At 51.9% G+C, this 19,289-nt stretch carries 16 protein-coding genes and 1 pseudogene; 7 read left to right on the top strand and 10 right to left on the bottom strand.

Annotated features, from left to right (window positions below; all coding sequences use genetic code 11):
- Positions 1–153: 153 nt before the first annotated feature.
- The gene (locus B7994_RS12775; RefSeq protein ID WP_158213151.1) at positions 154–1,344 is read right to left on the bottom strand and encodes an FISUMP domain-containing protein; all 1,191 of its coding nucleotides are present in this window, start codon (positions 1,342–1,344) and stop codon (positions 154–156) included.
- Positions 1,345–1,703: 359 nt separating this feature from the next.
- Between B7994_RS12775 and B7994_RS12770 the strand changes: the two genes are divergently transcribed.
- The 3 genes and pseudogenes from B7994_RS12770 to B7994_RS14490 form a co-directional block, all read left to right on the top strand.
- Entirely contained in the window at positions 1,704–1,982 is a 279-nt protein-coding gene (locus tag B7994_RS12770) for a nucleotidyltransferase family protein (protein WP_088638852.1), read from the top strand.
- On the top strand, positions 1,972–2,412 hold the full coding sequence (locus B7994_RS12765) for a DUF86 domain-containing protein (RefSeq protein WP_088638851.1): 441 nt from the start codon (positions 1,972–1,974) through the stop codon (positions 2,410–2,412). Before B7994_RS12770 ends, B7994_RS12765 begins: the two co-directional genes overlap by 11 nt.
- Before the next feature lie 169 nt (positions 2,413–2,581).
- Positions 2,582–3,702, top strand: a pseudogene (locus B7994_RS14490) (thiamine pyrophosphate-dependent enzyme); the annotation flags it as partial.
- 91 nt (positions 3,703–3,793) lie between these two features.
- On the opposite strand, the gene B7994_RS12750 reads toward B7994_RS14490, so the two are convergent.
- Entirely contained in the window at positions 3,794–4,756 is a 963-nt protein-coding gene (locus tag B7994_RS12750) for an AgmX/PglI C-terminal domain-containing protein (RefSeq protein ID WP_088638850.1), read from the bottom strand.
- Positions 4,757–5,335: 579 nt separating this feature from the next.
- Here B7994_RS12750 and alr point away from each other — a divergent pair.
- A complete protein-coding gene (alr, locus tag B7994_RS12745; protein WP_088638849.1) occupies positions 5,336–6,559 on the top strand; it encodes an alanine racemase in 1,224 nt (407 codons plus the stop codon).
- Positions 6,560–6,738: 179 nt separating this feature from the next.
- Here the strand turns inward: alr and hisD are convergent, their stop codons facing one another.
- The 4 genes from hisD to B7994_RS12725 form a co-directional block, all read right to left on the bottom strand.
- Positions 6,739–8,028, bottom strand: a complete 1,290-nt coding sequence (gene hisD, locus B7994_RS12740; RefSeq protein ID WP_088638848.1) for a histidinol dehydrogenase — start codon at positions 8,026–8,028, stop codon at positions 6,739–6,741.
- Positions 8,029–8,117: 89 nt separating this feature from the next.
- Positions 8,118–9,839: a citramalate synthase gene (gene cimA / locus B7994_RS12735; protein ID WP_088638847.1), complete on the bottom strand. Its 1,722-nt coding sequence runs from the start codon at positions 9,837–9,839 to the stop codon at positions 8,118–8,120.
- 160 nt (positions 9,840–9,999) lie between these two features.
- Positions 10,000–11,094, bottom strand: a complete 1,095-nt coding sequence (locus B7994_RS12730) for a DUF262 domain-containing protein (RefSeq protein WP_088638846.1) — start codon at positions 11,092–11,094, stop codon at positions 10,000–10,002.
- Positions 11,095–12,057: an adenine-specific methyltransferase EcoRI family protein gene (locus B7994_RS12725; RefSeq protein WP_088638845.1), complete on the bottom strand. Its 963-nt coding sequence runs from the start codon at positions 12,055–12,057 to the stop codon at positions 11,095–11,097.
- Between the two features lie 170 nt (positions 12,058–12,227).
- Between B7994_RS12725 and B7994_RS13980 the strand changes: the two genes are divergently transcribed.
- From B7994_RS13980 to B7994_RS14485, 3 genes are all read left to right on the top strand, one after another.
- Positions 12,228–12,446 carry a hypothetical protein gene (locus tag B7994_RS13980; RefSeq protein ID WP_144063893.1) on the top strand — a complete coding sequence of 73 codons (219 nt, stop codon included), beginning with the start codon at positions 12,228–12,230 and terminating at the stop codon, positions 12,444–12,446.
- Between the two features lie 1,055 nt (positions 12,447–13,501).
- Positions 13,502–13,816 carry a BrnT family toxin gene (locus tag B7994_RS12720; RefSeq protein WP_088638844.1) on the top strand — a complete coding sequence of 105 codons (315 nt, stop codon included), beginning with the start codon at positions 13,502–13,504 and terminating at the stop codon, positions 13,814–13,816.
- On the top strand, positions 13,813–14,028 hold the full coding sequence (locus B7994_RS14485) for a BrnA antitoxin family protein (protein WP_088638843.1): 216 nt from the start codon (positions 13,813–13,815) through the stop codon (positions 14,026–14,028). Before B7994_RS12720 ends, B7994_RS14485 begins: the two co-directional genes overlap by 4 nt.
- A gap of 60 nt (positions 14,029–14,088) precedes the next feature.
- On the opposite strand, the gene B7994_RS12710 is transcribed toward B7994_RS14485, so the two are convergent.
- From B7994_RS12710 to B7994_RS12695, 4 genes are all read right to left on the bottom strand, one after another.
- Positions 14,089–14,733, bottom strand: coding sequence for a nucleoside monophosphate kinase (locus tag B7994_RS12710; RefSeq protein ID WP_088638842.1), 645 nt, complete (start codon positions 14,731–14,733; stop codon positions 14,089–14,091).
- 114 nt (positions 14,734–14,847) lie between these two features.
- Positions 14,848–17,358, bottom strand: a complete 2,511-nt coding sequence (locus tag B7994_RS12705; RefSeq protein ID WP_088638841.1) for an ATP-dependent Clp protease ATP-binding subunit — start codon at positions 17,356–17,358, stop codon at positions 14,848–14,850.
- 10 nt (positions 17,359–17,368) lie between these two features.
- Positions 17,369–18,049 (bottom strand): ABC transporter ATP-binding protein, encoded by a 681-nt coding sequence (locus B7994_RS12700; RefSeq protein WP_088638840.1) that lies wholly within the window; start codon positions 18,047–18,049, stop codon positions 17,369–17,371.
- Entirely contained in the window at positions 18,042–19,286 is a 1,245-nt protein-coding gene (locus B7994_RS12695; protein ID WP_233143212.1) for an FtsX-like permease family protein, read from the bottom strand. The genes B7994_RS12700 and B7994_RS12695 overlap by 8 nt, the downstream gene beginning before the upstream one ends.
- Positions 19,287–19,289 lie beyond the last annotated feature (3 nt).

Genomic DNA, 19,289 nt, shown 5'->3' with positions numbered 1-19,289 from the left:
CAAACCAAGCAATGTGAAATATGGAATGTGGAATTTATACCGCAAAATCCATCATCAGACGAGGTTCTAAGGACTCAATTTTGTAATTATTTTGATTACCGTTGTTTCTGTTCTTGGATGTCATGCTTTTACTCCATTATTTTTTTTCGATTCTTACTTTAAAAAAGTGTCACCATCATCTAGTACGCAACGAACATAATGAAAACCAAACTTCATTGACTTGTCTATTGAGAAATCCGAAAAACTTTCCACGAGACCAAAATAAACCAAGCCACCACTGGTCTCAGACTTTTCGTAGGGAATCCAAAAACTGGCCCCTTTATTATAAGGGTCTTCATCGCCATCTGGCAGAACAGACATTCCATAAGGATTATTTCCTACCTTCTTTTCCCATACTGCATGAGATAGTAGAGAATAACCCATATTTAATCCGTTTGTGTAGGCAAAGTGCTTCCATTCGGTTTCCGTCATCACGTGCCAACCCGTCGGGCATACCCCCTGAACTTTTTTGCTAAGGTCAATGTTGCACTTGGGGTTATCTGCAACACCAACGCTGTCACACACCTTGGGGAGTCCCATCGCCTCGCTCCAGGTGTAACGGGCACCAAAGTAGTTGTCGCAATACCAGGGGTCATCCTTGTAGCAGCGTTTTTCGACCTTGCTGTCATCAAATACTGTCGTGGTGCTGTCAATCATTATTTCTGCGTAATTCAGGTTCTGAGCCATTACGGTAAAACTGTCTATTACAGTTCCACCATTCTGCTGGAACTTTTCATAATATTTGGTAGTCTTGTAAACATTGTTATCACGCAAATCTTCGTACGTGCCGTATGCTTTAAACTCCGACCCAAATACGCTATCCATATTCGGGTAAACCTTGGGTTTCACATATTCACCAATGGAATCTTGATTCCATTGGCCATTTTTGCAACTATTGTAATAGATTTTACCGGCAAGAACAATCGATGAGGTATCACCGTCTTCACAAAGTTTGAACACAAATTCAGAGCTGCTACTTTCGGCTTTTTGAGACGAACTGCTATTTTTCACGTTTTCTTTTTTTGATGATGAACTATTTGATTTGGCATCGCTTGAAGAATCTTTACTCTGATTATCAGAAGATTCAATCTTTTTAGCAGAACTACTCGATTCGTCATCACAATCTTTACAAATAGAGGATGAAGAATCAACCGCGGCATTTTCATCCGGTTCGTTGCTAGAGGCCGACGAAGAGTCGTCACAGCCCCAAAGGGCGAAGAATGCCGCCAACATAAAGATGGTTAGAGATTGCTTCCCCTGAAACAAGTTCAGGGTCGCAAAGACACGCTGGAAAGACTTCTTCATAAAACATCCCCGTCTATAGTTTATCTTTTTAAATATAGGTAATGCCCCTGCCAAAGTCCATACCCCCCCCCCATTGTAAAATTTAGGAAACAAGACAAAAGTCCAGAATAACGCAGAAAAACAACTTTTTTCAAGGTTTTCCGTCATTATGGTAGATTTGGCGAATTATACAAGACATCCAAAGTGATTGATTTTGGAATCTGCCTGGCGCAGGAATTGGGTTTTAGACCGAGCGATGTCACGAAGGTAAGCATCGGTGACTTGCGGGCTATTTTCGAATTTATGAAAAAGGATTATCTCACCAAAGCTTGCACAAACGGATAGAAAAATATATATTGGTAATGTAATAAGGGATAAATATGGTATTTGCCGAAAACATACTACGGATATTCCGTGAAAACAAACTTCTTGCGAAGTATCGCCTGAAGGATGTCTTTGTATTCGGCTCGTCTGTCCGGACTGCAACACCCAACGACATTGACCTGTTAGTTCGTGATTACCAGGACTACAATGATCTGTTGTCCTTGCGGAAGGAACTTTCCGAAAAGACCGGCAAGTCCGTGGATGTCGTCATAGAGAAGTTTGCAAACCCCATTATCCTGTATCGAGCAAGCAAGGAGTCCATCCGTGTCGAATGACCCCAGGAACGACCTTTTCCATTTGTTGGGGATGCTCGAGTCCCTACTGAAAATTCAGAAATATACACAGGACATTCATTCTACCGAGGAACTTCTTGAGAAAGAAGACCAGATGGTATTCAACGCATGTTTGACTTTGCTTGCAAACATAGGCGAATCCATCAATAAACTCTCGGACACAGCCAAAGCAGGAATTGCAAGTGAAAATATTCAGGCAATCCGCGGAATGCGAAATAGGATTGTCCACGATTATGCTGGGCTTGACTCGTTTATCGTTTACAACACTATAAAGAATGACCTTGACCCGCTAAAGGATACCTTTGTGAAAATCATTCATGAAGGTCTAGTAAACAAGTCCTTTGACGAAGGTGAATTTGAAGCGGCGAAAAGCTCCGGCTTTTACAAGTTCATTGATTTCAATATATTTTAAGGTCTGCTTCACCGTCCCGTCGTTTTGCGTTAGGGATAGTGACCCCTTGGGGTGGAGACTCGCGAAGCGAGGCTCCATTTTAACAGCGCTGCGGGCGGTTCGATAGGGCCGCCCGAAGTGCGTTAAAATATAGCCCGACCCACGTCAGTGGGGAACGCCCAAATAGAAAGTCGTCGCCAACGCTACGGGTTGCTCCTCCATTTACGGCGGTAACCTGCCGACCACTCCGTGGGCAAAGAACAAGGAAGGCCGCGGTCCCGCTTGGGCGAACTCCCTCTTCGAAGACAACGCCGAATTCGGTCTCGGTATGCGCCTCGCTATCACGAAGCATGCCAAGCAGGCTTTGAGCCTCCTCGAAGCCGTGAACGTTCCTGCCGAACTCAAGGAAAAGCTCACGACCCAGGACCAGTCCGACGAAGCCGGCATCAAGGCCCAGCGTGAAAACGTCGCCGCCCTTAAGGCAGCCCTCGCCGGTGCTACCGACGAAGCATCCGTCAGCCTCCGCGACGAATTCGCCGACTACCTCGTGAAGAAGTCCGTGTGGATCTTCTGTGAGCCGTAGGCGACTCGTCATAACGAGTCGTCGGAGGCGAGAGTGAGCGCCGACCGGAGTGCCACGCAAGAATCTAGCGCGAACGGTCTTCATACTGTGACGGTTGGGCATACGACATCGGTTACGGTGGTCTCGACCACGTCATGGCAACCGGTGAAAACGTGAACATCTGCGTCCTCGATACCGAAGTGTACTCCAACACCGGTGGACAGGCTTCCAAGGCCACGAACCGTGGCGCCGTCGCCCTCTTCGCTGCCGCTGGTAAGCGCGCCGGCAAGAAGGACCTCGGCCTCATCGCCATGAGCTACAAGAACGTTTACGTGGGCCGTATCGCCCTCGGTGCAAACGACGCTCAGGCCCTGAAGGTTCTTCAGGAAGCAGAAGCACACAACGGTCCGTCGCTGATCATCTGCTACTGCCCCTGCATCAACCACGGTTTCGATCTCAACAGCCAGCTTCAGCACCAGAAGATGGCCGTGGATTCCGGTTACTGGACTCTGCTCCGTTACAACCCGGCTCTCGCCGCCGAAGGAAAAGCCCCGCTTATCCTCGACTCCAAGAAGCCGACGATCCCGGTTGCAGAATACATCTACACCGAAAACCGCTACAAGCAGCTCACCCGTAACAATCCGGAAGTGGCCAAGAAGCTCGCCGACGACCTCCAGAAGGAAGTGGACGCCCGCTACGCATTCTATGACGCCATGTCCAAGGATACGGAAGGGTTGATCAGCCTGTAAGGATGTCATTCCCGGCTTGACCGGGAAACTCCCTTTACGAAAAAGGCCTCCGTTCGAAAGAACGGGGCCTTTTTTATTTACTTGGTGTTATCTATTCGGTGAACGTGAACGGTATGGTCACCGTGGTGTTTCCTGACTTAACCTTGCTGAATGTCCAGCGACCGACGGCATTCTTGATTTCGCCATCGAATTCGCCGATGCCCGTAGTGGACGAGACAACCGCGATGCTGATGACCTCGCCGCCCGGGGCAATCGTGAACTTGAGCGTCACCTTGCCTTCCAGGCCCGGTTTTTTCTTCAGGTACTTATTGTAGATATGGCGTAGCCCGGGTGTACGTGTGCGCACGACCTTCATGATATCGGATGCAGAACGCGAGGAGTTCCCTGCACCCATGTCGATATCGCGCACGGAAGGGGGCTTCATATTTCCCTTCATGGACTTCGTGTTGATTCCACCACCCGAGCCGCCGAACAGGTTTCCGAAGGCTCCTCCGATTCCGCCGCCACCCCCAGAGGCGACTTCCTCGTTAAAGGCTCCATCGACCTTTCCGGCCCTCACGCCAATATGCGTCTTTCCCGTAGTCTGCAAGCCGTTCGTGTTCTTGAGGATTTTATCTATGTCTCTCGCGAACTTCTGGTCGTTCATGAGGTTGTATGCCGAAGCTGACGCGTTCTTGGTCATTGACGCGAGTTCCTTGAGGACGCCCCTTGTCTTGGGCGCGTTCGGTTTCCCCTGATTCTTGGGCTTGCCACCGCCGGGCCTATTGTTCTTCTTTGCGATGTCTTTCGGTTTCTTATCCTGTTTCTTTTCCTGCTTTTTCTCTTCTTTCTTATTTGCGATTTCGATTTTTGTTTCGATTTCCAAACTGGAGGTTTTCTCGAACATCATATCGTTGATAACAACCTCATATGTCGTGGCCCAGAAACTCAGCGCAAGAGCGACAAGCAGAGAAACTCCTGTAATATTCCTCAGTTTCTCGTCGGAATCGGGCATGAGCGCTACCACGAGTTCATCAGTTTCTTTTTCTTTTGGTGGTTTTTTGATCGGTTTCATGATTTTATCCTCCCCCTCTTGCGAGGGAATTGATGGTTTATGGTTTATTTTGGGGGTGATTTTCTGGGGGTAATTTTTCAAGGTAAAAGGGGGCCTATCGCCTTGTAGCCAAGGCATTTATTTTGCAAAAAAGCAATACCGGGGAAAGGGCTTGATAACCAGGCCTTTCGCACAAACTAACAATGTCCGGGGGATTTAGACGACAATCATCGAAGGAATTACTTTATCCACAACACCAGTCTCAACTCCGTTCCTTCACTCAGATTCAAGACAAATTGTTCTCTCTGATTTTAAACTATAAAGAAAAATCGGAACGGATGCTCCCGAACGGGTAAACAAATTTTCAACATTTGAATTGTAAATTCCGACAAAAAGTGGCAGTACCAATAAGTACAAGGGCTGCGCGCGTTTTTGCTGATACGGCGAAGTCCTGCAACTTTACAAAAAGTTATTGCAAACAGATTTATTCCACCTTGTAGGCATATTTTGTTTACGTTCTAGAGTTTTAAACGGCTCTAGAGCGCACAACCAGGCCTGTTGCGGGCCGCAGGCACGGCCGTTTGTTATATTTTACGTACTATGAAGCTTTTACCGACCCCTCCCGACTTGAACCGTATCGCGCGCCCGAACTGGATTGAAATCAATCTTGACGCACTCTGCAACAACATTCAATTCATCCGCAGCCAGATTCCGGCGAACACGAAGATTCTGTTGCCGGTGAAGGCCGACTCCTACGGACACGGGAGCCTCGCCTGCTCGTTTGCCGCAAAGTTCGGCGGTGCGGACTACCTGGGTGTCGCTCACATCAGCGAGGGCATGCTGCTCCGCCAGTATGGTATGGACTTGCCTATCTTGGTGCTCGGCCCCTGCACTCCCGCAGACTTCGCCTACTTCGTGGAGTTCCAGCTTACGGCAGCCATCACGGACATCCGTACCGCAATGGCGTTCGACCAGTTCCTGCGCGAAACGGGCACGACCTGCAAGGCGCACCTCGCCATTGATACGGGTATGAACCGCTATGGTTTCGATGCCGAAGACTTCAACAACATCCGTGCGGCTCTGAGCCTCAAGAACCTGAAATTCGAGGGGATGTTCACGCACCTCGCCACGGCCGACATGCCGGGGAACCCGAAGACGGATATCCAGATCCAGCGATTCACGCGACTCGTAGACGTGCTGGAAGCCGAAGGACTCCGCCCCGAAATCTGCCACTGCAGCAGTTCCGCAGGCACGCTCACGCGCCCCGAGAGCCACTTCGACATGGTGCGCCCGGGCCTCGCGCTCTACGGCTACAACTGCATGGGGGCAGCACCCTCCCCGTGGCCTATAAAGCCCGTCATGAAAATCAAGAGCACCATCCGCCACATTCACGACGTGAAGCCCGGCGAGACGGTGAGCTACGGCGGCTACTGGATGGCACAGCAGCCCACGCGCATCGCAACCATCGCCATCGGTTACGGCGACGGCTACCTGCGCGGCGAATACAACAAGGGCTTCGTGATGATCCGTAACCAGATTTGCCCGATTCTCGGGCGCGTCTGCATGGACGCGACGATGGTCGACGTGAGCCACATCCCCGACGTGCAGGTCGGAGAGACAGTCGACGTAGTGAACGGCGAACTGGACTTCCGCATCTCGATGGAAAGCGTTGCCGACGACCACCACACGATTCCGTACGAATTAACAAGCCGTGTGGCACGCCGCCTGTACCGTAAGTACTTCTGGAAGAACCGCCTGGTGCGCTGGGATTACCTGAAGCAGGAATTCGGCGTGCAGGATTACAAAGAGTACCCTTTAAGATAGCCGCTCGTTCGTCGTCTAGGGTATTGAAACCTCCGGTTCCTCACTCGCTCTCGCAACCGCCCCAGTTTAATAACTGGGGCTTTGTTGCTCACAGCGATAACCGTTCGCGCTAAGTTCGTGTTTATCGCATATAAAAAAGGCTCCCGAGGGAGCCTTTTTAATTTGTATGTCGCGCGGCCTTAGAGGCGCTTGAGAACCGCGGCAGCGTGGTGAATAAAGCCTTCTTCAGTAGCGACGGCGGCAATGGCCTTCGCGTTCTTCTTGATGGCTTTCTCGCTGTAGCGGATGATGCTCATGCGCTTCAGGAAGTCGTACACGCCGAGCGGGCTGAAGAAGCGGCCCGTGCCGTTGGTAGGCAGCACGTGGTTCGGACCCGCAAAGTAGTCACCCACCGGCTCACTGGACCACGGGCCGATAAACACGGCACCCGCGTTCTCGATCTGCGCCGCCATGGATTCAGCTTCGCTGGTCATCACTTCCAAGTGTTCCGGAGCGATGCGGTTCGCGATTTCCACGCCGTCGAACCAGTCCTTCACCACGAGGATGCGCCCGAAATTGCCAAGCACCTTCTCGAGAAGTTCACGCTTCGGGGAATTTTCTACCTGGATATCCACGCAGGCGCTAATCATCTGGGCGGTTTCCATGTTGTCAGTAATGCAGATGGCCGCCTCGAAGCCGGAACCGTGTTCCGCCTGGCTCAAAAGGTCGGCCGCAACAAAGTCCGGATCGCAGGTGTTGTCGGCCATCACGAGCACTTCGCTGGGGCCAGCCACCATGTCAATATCCACGACACCGAAGACTTCCTTCTTGGCGATAGCGGCAAACACGTTGCCCGGGCCCACAATCTTGTCGACGCGTTCCACGACGGTCTTGCCCTTCGCATCCTTCGCGCCGTAGGCAAGCAGGCCAATCGCCTGAGCACCGCCGATGTGGTAAACTTCGGTAATGCCGAGTTCCTGCAGCACGAATGCGACAGCACGGTTGATTTCGCCCTTGATGGGGGTCACGACCACGATGTCTTCCACGCCGGCAACGAGAGCCGGGACCGCGTTCATGATGACGGTGCTCGGGTAGATGCCCGCACCGCCCGGCACGTAGAGGCCCACGCGCTTCATCGGGCGGATACGCTGGCCGAGCACGACGCCGTCGGCACCCTGCATGAGCCAGGATTCTTCCATCTGGTTCTTGTGGAAGTCGCGCACGTTCTTGATGGCCTGCTTCAGGGCCTTCTGGAGTTCCTTCGGGCACTTGGCGGCAGACTTCGCGATGGCCGAAACCGGCACGCGGATGTTCTTGCCCTTCAGACCGTCGAACTTCTGGGCGTATTCCGTCGCCTTCGCGATGCCACCCTTCTTGATGTCGGCAAGGATCTGCATCACCTTGTCGTGAATTTCCTTGCTCGGGGCGACTTCGCGCCCGCAGATGCGTTCAATTTCAGCAGATTTCGGAGTGACTTTCGTAATAATCATGATTGATAACTCCATTGTTAAAGGTATAACGTCATAGCGGACTCGATCCGCTATCTAGATTCCGGGGCAAGCCCGGAATGACGATACATTCATCTTTTACGTCTCGTTATATCAGCAAGGTTCCTCACCTTGCGGGCACTCAACTTCTTGGCCTTCGCCGGAGCGGGTTCCTCTTCCTTCACGGCGCTTGCCTGCCCCGCAGCCGCAACCGACTTCACGTCGATATGCTTGTACGCGCTCTCGATGACCTTGTTGTCCACGAGAATCTTGTACGTGAGCCCGTCGACAAACGCCATCCAGCTCGCCTCGATGATATTGCTCGAGACGCCGACCACGTTCCAGTAGCCCTTCTCGTCGCCAAACGTCGTCCACACGCGCACGGTAGCGTCAGAAGCCACCTTGCTCCCGAGCACGCGCACCTTGTAGTCGTCGAGCTTGACCTTCGCCATGTTCGGGAAGAACGGGAGCAACGCCTTGCGCAGCGCCGCGTCGAGAGCGTTCACCGGGCCGTCGCCTTCGCTCACCTGATGGCTGATCTTGTCGCCAATCTGGAGCTTGACGGTCGCCTGCGAAACGGACACGCCCTGCGGGGTCTTGTCTTCGATGACGCGGTAGCCCAGCACCTTGAACGGCTCCTGCACCATGCCCAAGTGGCGGTACACGAGCAGCTTGAAGCTCGCCTCGGCGCTGTCGAAATGCCAGCCGGCGTTCTCGCGTTCCTTGATGAGCGTGAGCAGCTTGCCCACCACCGGGTCCTTCTTATCGATGCCCGGCTTGATGGCCTTGAGTTTTTCCACGACGAGGGAACCACCCGCCTGGTCGCTCGTGACGAACACGCGGTCGTTGCCGACTTCGTGCGGGTCGATATGCTCGAAACTACGGCTGACCTTCATCACGCCGTCGATATGGGCACCGCCCTTGTGCGCAAACGCCGCATCGCCCACGTACGGGGCATGCACGTCGCTCGGCAGGTTCACAATCTGGTCCACGTTGCTGCTCAGCTGGCGGAGCCTAGCAATCTTTTTGGCGGCAAAGAACTTCGCGCCCATCTTGAAATGCAGGTCGGCAGCGATGGTCGTGAGGTTCGCGTTTCCGCAACGCTCGCCGTAACCGTTCACCACGCCCTGCACCATCGTAGCGCCGCTCTTCACGGCAAACAGGCTGTTGCACACGCCTAGGCCCGCGTCGTTATGCACGTGGATGCCGATAGGCGTCGAAACCACCTTCTTCACGTCCTTCACAATCTTCTCGAGTTCCCACGGCATCGTGCCGCCGTTCGTATCGCAAAGCACGATAAAATCCGCGCGGCCGCGTTCAGCAGCCTTCAGCGTCTCGAGAGCATATTCCGGGTTCGCCTTGTAGCCGTCAAAGAAATGTTCCGCATCGTAAATCACCTCCTCGGAATGGTCCTTGAGGTAGTCGACGGAAGACTCGATCATGTCGAGGTTCTCCTCGAGCGTCGTGCGGATGACGTCCGTGACATGCAAATCCCAGCTCTTTCCAAAAATCGTCTTGACCGGGGCGCCCGACTTCACGAGCGCCTGCAGCAGCGGGTCCTTCTCGGGCAGCACCTTCGGGCGGCGCGTAGAACCGAAAGCCGCAATCTTCGCGTGCTTCAGCTTGACTTCCTTGATCTTCTGGAAGAATTCCTCGTCGGTCGGGTTGCTCGGATTGGGCCAGCCCCCTTCGATGTAGTCAAAACCGAAATGGTCAAGAATTCGCGCAATCTGCAACTTGTCGGCGAGAGAAAGGCTTATCTTGCGGTCTTGGTTACCGTCGCGGAGGGTCGTGTCGTATAAAAAAACTTTCATGGGCGTAAAGATAGAAAATTCTACCCAAGGGGGGAAGCCTCCCCCTCGCTACAGCCTTGCCCTTCTGTCATCCTGAGCGGAGCCCATAGGGCGAAGTCGAAGGATCCAGACCTGCACTTGTCATTCCGGGTTTGTCCCGGAATCACCGTTCTCGAATTTTTTACTTGTCGTTTTTTCTTCTATTGCAGTTCCTGCAAAGCATTTGGCAGTTTACATCAATGGTCAAGCCGCCATCGCTCCATGGTATAATATGGTCGGCTTCCATTTCAGGAATTTCAAAGTGCTTTTTACAAATGGGGCAAATTCCCGCCTGCCTTTCGTAAGCCTTTATTTTCTGGTTTTCCGTAAACGCACGGATAGACAAGTAGCGTTCATCGCCCGTCAACACGTACGGATAAATTCCTCTCTTGTTGGTCACATCGTCATCTTTGACGAGCCGGGCAACTTCGTTGTCAATCATCTTGAAATCGTAGATGTTGTCCTTGTATTTGTCATAAAGCACTCCCCACTCCACGCCCTTCATTATCTTCTTGCGTTCTTTGGTCGGTTTGAATGTAGTCTCGATCCAGTCAATTACAGAACGGAAATACTGTTGCAAAGCATTGGCGTTCACATCATGCTGATGTTTAGCCATATAGACATCCACGGAATTCTTGGATATCCACTTCAAAGCCGTTTCTAGATAATCTTGTCGGATAGCGGAACCATTCAGGTAGTCCGCAGCGATTTTTTGAGCCAAGCACCCATTTTTACTGAAGTAACGTTTTGCATCAGCAAGCCAAGGCCCGGCATATACGGCATTTCGCAGTTCTTGCTTGGTGAGTTCCTCGCCCGCGATGTTGATGGTCTCGAACCACTTGAGTTTCTCGCTATCCGTGCCATCGCACACATAGACCATCAGTTCATAATCCAGGATTTGTTCCTGTTCGTCTTTTTGCAAGTTATGGAAATGCTTGAATAGGTAACTAAAATCGCCTGCGACATATTGGCAGATTGAAATCGTACGTTGTTGTCCGTCAATCACTTCAAAGGTACCGTCTTCGCGCAGAGCCCAATACATCACATTCAGCGGGAATCCCTGACGAACAGTCTCAATCACGGCGTCGCGCTGTTTATCCTTGTAGATAAACTCGCGCTGGTAAGGCGGGCGAATATCGAGTTTGCCTCCATAGGCCACGACACGGCCCGTTTCATCGTCATTCTCGTAACCATCAACAAGGTCACGGATCTTGATTTGTTTGAGTTCAATTTTCATTTAGACCTCCTTGCGACGGCGGATGAGGATGCGAAAATAGGGGCATTTACCATTTATGGACAAATCCTTATCATCATCTCCCTTGCGGAATTTCACTATTTCAAATTGGTCCGGATTATATTTATTCAAAAATGTTATGGGGACACCCATCACTCCGTTAAAATCTTCTGGGATTAATTCCGTCTTATTTACTTCAATAGCATCAAAATTATCATAATGGGGATACTCATCTTCAGAATATTTTTTATAAAGAACCAATTCTTCATGACGCTTTGATAAATCAAGATTGGTGAACCAACATGCATTACCAAGGCTTCTCCATTTTTGACCTGTTTCGTCAATCCAAAAACGAGTTTCTCGCGGTTCATAGTAGTCGGGAACCTTAAATTTCATATCACCTGCATGATTTCCCAACCAAATTTCATTTTCTTTTATCAACTTGAATATTTCTTTATATGTAATAGCATTTTGGTTTCCAACAATCAGAAATTTTTTCTCATATTCCATCAGCTGCGCCACATATTCCCTAAACAAACTAAACGGAGGATTCGTCACCACTATATCGGCTTGCTTCAAGAGTTCAACGCATTCTGCACTACGAAAATCGCCATCGCCATTGAAACAATGAATGCCAATTTCCTCAGGGTCGGGAACACGATTGCCGTTCTTATCGCCAAAATATTCCAGCCAAATTGCACGTTCAGAATTATTCTGGCTAAACAGGTCCCGCTCCTGGTTCTTGTAGCAGGTAGTTACCAACCTTTTCAAACCCAAGTGTTCAAAATTATAGGCGAAATAATGGAAGAAATTCGATACGCGAGGATCATCACAGTTACAAAGGACAGTCTTGCCTTTAAAATGTTTCTTGTAATGTTTCAACTCGTCTTCAATATCCGAAAGTTGAGTATAAAACTCATCTTTCTTAGCACTCTTTGCGCTATGCAATTGACTATTGTTCGCCATCGTTTCGCTCCTTGCTGAAAGTGAACGAGTTCACTCCCGTTGGAGCTAAAAGCACGACGATTTTCATACAATACAAAGACCCGCAATCCCAAGCGGATACACTACGCCCAGGGCACAACACACCCATGACATTCATGGGTTGATGCGAGCATTTGTCTTATTCTTTATGTATGAAGTTGTCGAAGTTTCAGGCAGCGAACAAGAGCAAATCTCAGCGAGTATTCACTGCTGTTCCTGCACAAAAACCACTTTTTTTTGAAAACAAAAAAAGGCGTGAAGTTGAATGCATTTATCTACCTGAGGCCTTCGACTGCCCTACACAAATAAACGCAAACAACTCACGCCCCAAAAGGCCGTTTGCATTCGGGCAAATTGCAAAAAAACAATAAGCCATATAGCAAAACGATGCGACAAGCCAAAGCCTGCCACAGACGTGAGCGTTTGTCTTATTCCCTGTGTATGAAAATTGTCGAAGTTTTCAGGTAGAGAACAAGAGCAAAAACTCTATTTTCAACAGATAATATAGTTATTGAATGGGTAAAAGGTGACTCCGGAACTGAGTCCGAGGTGACAATAGGGTCTAGATTGCCACGCTACGCTCGCAATGACATACGAGAAAAGTGTCCCCCTGCTGTTTAATACGACACCCGCGGTTCGCGAAGGCCGCAGGGACTAACAGTCACAAGGCTTTCGCAGGACCTGATTCTTGCATGTTCCTGCAATAAGCGTCTTGAAACCGGAGTCCCTCTCGTATTTCTTTGCGGAGAGGGGCGTTTTGCTAAGCAAACAATGGAACAAAGTGATTTTGTTTGCGTGCGAAATGGCCCTTGGAGCAAACATTATTTAGAGCGAGCAAGGCGTTGCGGGGCGGCGTCTGAGCCCCGCAGTGGGGGTATGCGGAAGACCCAACCGGGGCTGCAGCTAGGGGGACACCTCCCCCCCCACACACACATTGAAAGACTTGTTTTTCTCAACCCGTTTTTGTATATTCCAGCCAAACAGACATAGTAAGCAGGGCTAAACCTGCAAGCGACCGCATTTCATTTATTGCTTAAATGGATGCGGTCTTTTTTGTTTAATAGAGGTAAAAATGGGCAAAAACGAAGAAAAAAAGCAGATTGTGGCGGCAAAACCGCTCGTGGAGTCAGGCGTCGGAAAGATGATTCAGGTCATTCGGGGCAAGCAGGTGCTGCCCCGATGAGTTCTATTTCGAGTTGACAAAAGAAGAGTCTCTAAGGTGCCAAGATGGAACCATAAAGACCGGCCGTGGACAACATTCCAAATCGTGACGAAATCCGTTTTATAGGTAGATAGGGACAACTCTATTCGCTGCGAGCGGCTGCATCCGTAAACAAAACATAGGGCTTCGCATGGTAAAAAGACAAAATATTGTTGCGTTTTCGGCAAAATATAATTATATTATAATTATCCCGAGGAATTCGTTATGCAAATAGAATTCGTTTGGGACCAAAAAAAGAATGAAACAAATCGAAAGAAACATGGTGTTTCGTTTGAAGAGGCCAAAACGTGCTTCAAGGATGAATATGCCAAGGTATTTTTTGATGTGGAACATTCCTCAAAAGAGGACCGGTCAATTCTTATCGGGTTATCGGGAATCTTAAGAGTCCTTGTTGTTGTTTTTACGGAAAGGCAAGGAATAGACGACGAACATATCGTGAATCGTATTATCAGTGCCCGGAAAGCAACAAAAAAGGAAAATCAGTACTACTGGAACGAAAGAAAAGGAATCTGCTCATGAAAAAGGAATACGACTTTCCCAAAATGAAGGCGGTAAAGAATCCTTACGCCAAATTTCTCAAGAAACAGATTACGATAAGGCTGAATTCCAGCACTATTGAGTATTTCAAAAATATGGCGAAGAAAGTCGGGATTCCTTACCAGGTCCTGATTGATTCGTACCTAACAGACTGTGCTAAAACAGGCCGAAAACTAAATCTACGCTGGGTATAAGAAAGTCCCCAACTCAATCGAGTCGGGGACTTTTATAGGCTTTACTTAGTTAAGTAGGAATTACTTCTTCTTGCAGCACTTCTTGGCCGGAGCCTTCTTGGAGCACTTGCAAGCGGACTTGCAGAACTTCACGTAGGCAGCGAGGGTGTCGCAGAACACTTCGTCCGGGGTGTTGTCGCCGTTGATGCGGCTGATGATGGACTTGCTGTACTTGCCGAGCACCTTGGCGGTGGATTCCTTGTACACCTTGAGGCGGTTCTTGATAACGGCTTCGTCGGCGTCGTCCTTGCGGCCTTCGATCTTGGCGCGGTTCAGGAGGCGGGCAACGATGGTCTTCTCGTCCTTGATGTCGAGCACGAAGATGTGCTTCACGTCGACAACGGATTCGATGAGACTCACCTGGGCAACCGTGCGAGGAATACCGTCGAGGAGGAGGGTATCCTTATCCGGGTTGACCTTGTTCGTGTTCACGAGGCCTTCGATGAAGCGGCCGAAAATTTCGACAGTGGCTTCGTCCGGAACGAGCAGGCCCTTGCTGGAGTAAGAAGCGAGGAGCTTGCCAGATTCGCTGGAAGGAGCAATGCCACGGAAGATGTCGCCCGTGGAAATGTGCTTGAGAGAAGTGGTAGCAGCGAGCTTCGCGCCGACGGTACCCTTGCCGGAACCCGGTGCGCCGAAGATAAGAACTGCAGGAATTTTAGCCATTGTTAACCTCTTGGGTTGTGTGTTGTTTAAAAATTGCGGGTAAATATAAAAAATGTGGAATGTGTAGTGTGGAATGTGAAATTAATTTCATTACACATTACACATCACACACTACTAACTTTGTATCTTTTCGCACTTGAAACTGAGTTTGCCGTTTTCGACGCCGATGCTTATCGTGGAGAAATCCGTAAGGGTGCCAAGCAGGAGCCCTTCGGCAATCGCGTCTTCCACGAGGTTCTGGATGGAACGGCGGATGGGTCGCGCCCCCAGGGTGGAATCGTAATTGTTGTTCACGATAAATTCCTTCGCCTCCTGGCTGATTTCCAGCAGGATTCCGCGATCGGAGATGTTCTTCTGGAGGAACCCCATCTGGATATCCACGACGGAAACGAGGTCCTTCTTGCTCAAGGCACGGAACACAATCTGCTCGTCGATGCGGTTCAGGAATTCCGGAGAGAACACGCGCTTGACTTCTTCGCGGATGGCGTTTTCCATGCGCTCGTAGTCGTCGGTCTCCCCTTCCTTGGTGAATCCCATGCCGCCACTGTGGCGCACTTCGCGGGCACCGGCGTTACTCGTCATGATGATGATGGTGTTCTTGAAGTTGATCTTGCGGCCGTAACTGTCGGTAAGGATGCCGTCGTCGAGAATCTGGAGCAAGATGTTGTAGATGTCCGGATGAGCCTTCTCGATTTCGTCGAGGAGCACCACGGAATACGGATGCTTACGCACCTTCTCGGTAAGCTGTCCACCACCTTCCTCGAAGCCGACGTATCCCGGAGGAGCGCCGATAAGGCGGGAAACGCTGTGCTTTTCCATGTATTCGCTCATGTCGATGCGGATCATGGAATCTTCACTTCCGAAGAGCGTAAGGCTCAGGACCTTCGCAAGTTCGGTCTTACCCACGCCGGTAGGCCCGAGGAAGAGGAAGCTGCCCATCGGGCGCTTGCTGCTGCGGATGCCCGCACGCGTACGGCGGATGGACTTGACAATCGCATCAACGGCCTGGTCCTGACCAATGACGCGCTGCTTGATTTCCTCGCCGAGGTGCAGGAGCTTCTGCGTCTCCTCGCCGCCGAGGCGGCTCACGGGGATGCCCGTCATCTTGCTGATGCAGTCGCGAATGTCGCTTTCGTCCACAACCGGAATCGTTTCGCCTTCGCCCTGCAACTGTTTTTTGCGTTCGGCAATGGCGGTCTGGAGTTCTTCCTCGCGGGCGCGGTACTTGGCCGCATTCTCGTAATCCTGGTTCGCGACGGCGTCCTGCTTCTTCTGGAGCACGTCGGGCAGTTCCGCTTCCATGTCGAGCAGGTCCTGCGGGACCTTGATGGAATTGAGCTTCACGCGGGCGCCCGTCTCGTCGAGCACGTCGATAGCCTTGTCCGGCAAGAAGCGCTCGCTGATATAGCGTTCGGCAAGCGTCACCGCGGCACGGATGGCATCGGGCGTGTAGTGCACCTTGTGGTGCTGCTCGTACTTCGGGCGCAGCCCCTCGAGAATCTGGATAGAATCTTCCGAGTTGGGCGGGTTCACGAGAATCGTCTGGAAGCGGCGTTCGAGAGCAGCATCCTTCTCGATGTACTTGCGGTATTCGTCAATCGTCGTCGCACCGATGCACTGCAGTTCGCCACGCGCAAGGGCAGGCTTGAAAATGTTGCTCGCATCGAGGCTGCCTTCGGCACCGCCCGCTCCCACGATGGTATGGAGTTCATCGATGAAGAGGATCACGGAATTGCTCACGCGCTGGAGTTCCATAATGAGGCCCTTCATGCGTTCCTCGAACTGGCCGCGGTACTTGGTACCGGCGACCATCGCCGCCACGTCGAGCGTCACGACGCGCTTGTTCACGAGCAGGTCGGGAATCTTCTTCTGCACAATCTTCTGCGCGAGGCCCTCAATGATGGCCGTCTTGCCCACGCCGGGTTCGCCGATAAGCGCTGGGTTGTTCTTCTTGCGGCGGCAGAGGATTTGGATAAGGCGTTCGATTTCGGATTCGCGCCCGATAATCGGGTCGAGCTTGCCCGCACGCGCCATCGCGGTGAGGTCGCGACCGAAATGGTCGAGAATCGGGGTCTTGGACTTGGAGCCGCTGCGCATTTCGCGCTGGCCCTGAGCAGGGCGCTGCGGGTCTTCCGGAACGTCCTGCGGCATGTTCTCGTCGCTGTTATGCTTGAGTTGGTCAAGCATCTGCTCGAAGTTCTCGTACGTGATGTTGTACGTAGAGAGAATTCCGACCGCCGGGGAATCGACCTGCTGCAGAATTGCAAGCATCAAGTGTTCGGGGCCAATGTACTGGTCGCCTTCTTCCTTCGCAATCTTTGCGGCATTGAAAAGCACCGCCTTCGCGCGGACCGTAAACTGCAACAGACCGTCGCGCGGGTTACCGCCGATGGTCATGAGCCCGCCGTTCGAAGACAGCGAGCGCTGGATATCTTCGCTCAGGTCAACAATGTTTATCTTAAGAGCCTTGAGAGTTTCGATGGCAAAACCGGAATCCTCGCGGACAAGCCCCAGGAGCAGGTGCTCCGTAGAGACGCAGTCGCTGCCGAGATTGCGGGCCGCCATGCGGGCCGCCTGAAGTACGGCCTTCGCCTTTGCAGAGAAAATACCGTTGTTGTCAGCCATATAAGACCTCCTATCCGATATCCTGAATCAAGCCGTTGTGCATTACCACGCGGCGTTTTGCAAAACTAGCCAATTTTTCGTCGTGCGTGACAATCAGGAAAGCCTGGTTAAACTTTTCGTTCAATTCGCCGAAGAGTTCATTCAGTCGCGCCGAATTCGCCTCGTCAAGGTTGCCGCTCGGTTCGTCGGCAAGCACCAAGTCCGGGTGGTTCATGAGCGCACGCGCAATCGCAATGCGCTGGCGTTCACCGCCACTGAGTTCACGCGGCAAGTGCTTGAGGCGATCCTTGAGGCCCACCGTTTCCAACAGCATCTCCGCACGTTCGCGGCATTCCTTCTCGGACTTGCCCGCAATACGGCCCGGAACGCACACGTTCTCGATGGCGGTAAACTCGCTGAGCAAGTGGTGGAACTGGAACACGAAACCCACCTTGAAGCGGTGGTACGCATCGCGCTCGTCGCTATTGAACTTCGAGAGCGCCTTGCCCTTGAAAAGAATCTCGCCCGAGGTCGGCGTGTCGAGCATGCCCACGAGGTTCAGGAACGTCGACTTGCCCGAGCCCGAAGACCCGGTGAGGGCAACGAGTTCGCCCTCTTCCATCGAGAAGTTCACACCCTTCAAAATCTCGAGCTGTTCGCCCGTCTCGGAGAACACGCGACGGAGGTCGACTGTCTGCAATAAACTACTCATGCCTAATCGCTCCTACAGGGTCAAGCCTGCTCGCCTTCCAGGCCGGCAACAGCGTCGCCAGCACGCAAAGCGCAATGCCAATAACGAAAATAAGAACGACATCGATCAGGTGCACAGAAATCGGGAAGTACGGAATCACGTAGACATCGCCCGGAAGCGTGATGAAGTGGTAGGCCTCCTGCAGCTTGCAGAGCACAAGCCCGACAGTACCGCCGGCAATCGTACCGCCCACGCCGATAAAGCTACCCATGAGCATGAACACGCGCATGATGCCCGCCTTGCTGAAGCCCATGCTGCGGAGGATGCCGATTTCCTTCGTCTTGTCGATGACGACCATGATGAGGGAACTGATGATGTTGAACGCAGCCACGAGGATGATGAGGCAGATGACCGCCGCCACGATGAACTTCTCGTAGTTCATCCACTTGAGGAGCGTAATGTTCTTCGCCTTCCAGTCCATCGAGTAGTACGGGTACGTAAGCCACTGGCTCATGTCGTAGGCCGCATCGCCCGCCTTCCAGTGGTCCTTGATGCGGAACTGGATGCCCATGACCGCATCGCCAATACCGAGCAACTTCTGCATTTCCTTGAGCCCGATGTAGGCCAGGTTGCCATCGTACTCGTAAGTGCCCGTCTCGAAGATGCCGCTCACCACGCACATCATCATCTTGGGGCCCGAGCCGAGCGCCTCGTCCGGGCTCTGGAACAGTTGCAGCACGAGCTTGTCGCCCACCACCACGCGAAGGCGGTTCGCAAGCCCCGAGCCGAGGATGATTCCCGGACGGACCTTGCCCGTGAGGTCTTCCAGGCTATCGACGGAATACTCGCCCCACTTGATGTACTTGTAGATGTCGGTCACGCCCTTCGCGCTCTCGGCGTCGATGCCGTAGATTACAATACCGTCGTTCACCTTCTTGGAGCTGATGCCCACCTTGTAGATGATGAACGGCGACGAGGCCACGATGTTCGAATCGCGGGACTTGGCCTCGCGGGTAAGGCTGTCGTAGCTCGCGATAGGCTCGCCGTTGTACGACATGATTTCGAGGTGAGCGTCCTTCCCTATCATCTGGGCGGTGACCTCTTCCTCGAAGCCGTTGACCGCAGCAAGCGCGACCACCAGCGCGAACACGCCGATGGATACACCGAGCATACTGAAGATGCCGATAAGCGAGACGAAGAGACTCTTGCGCTGAGCCCCCAGGTAACGCCAGGCGATTAGCCATTCCAGCTTGTTCATCAG

The organism is Fibrobacter sp. UWR2 (assembly GCF_002210285.1).
Taxonomy (GTDB): Bacteria; Fibrobacterota; Fibrobacteria; order Fibrobacterales; family Fibrobacteraceae; genus Fibrobacter.
This window is presented reverse-complemented; position numbering and strand designations above follow the sequence as displayed.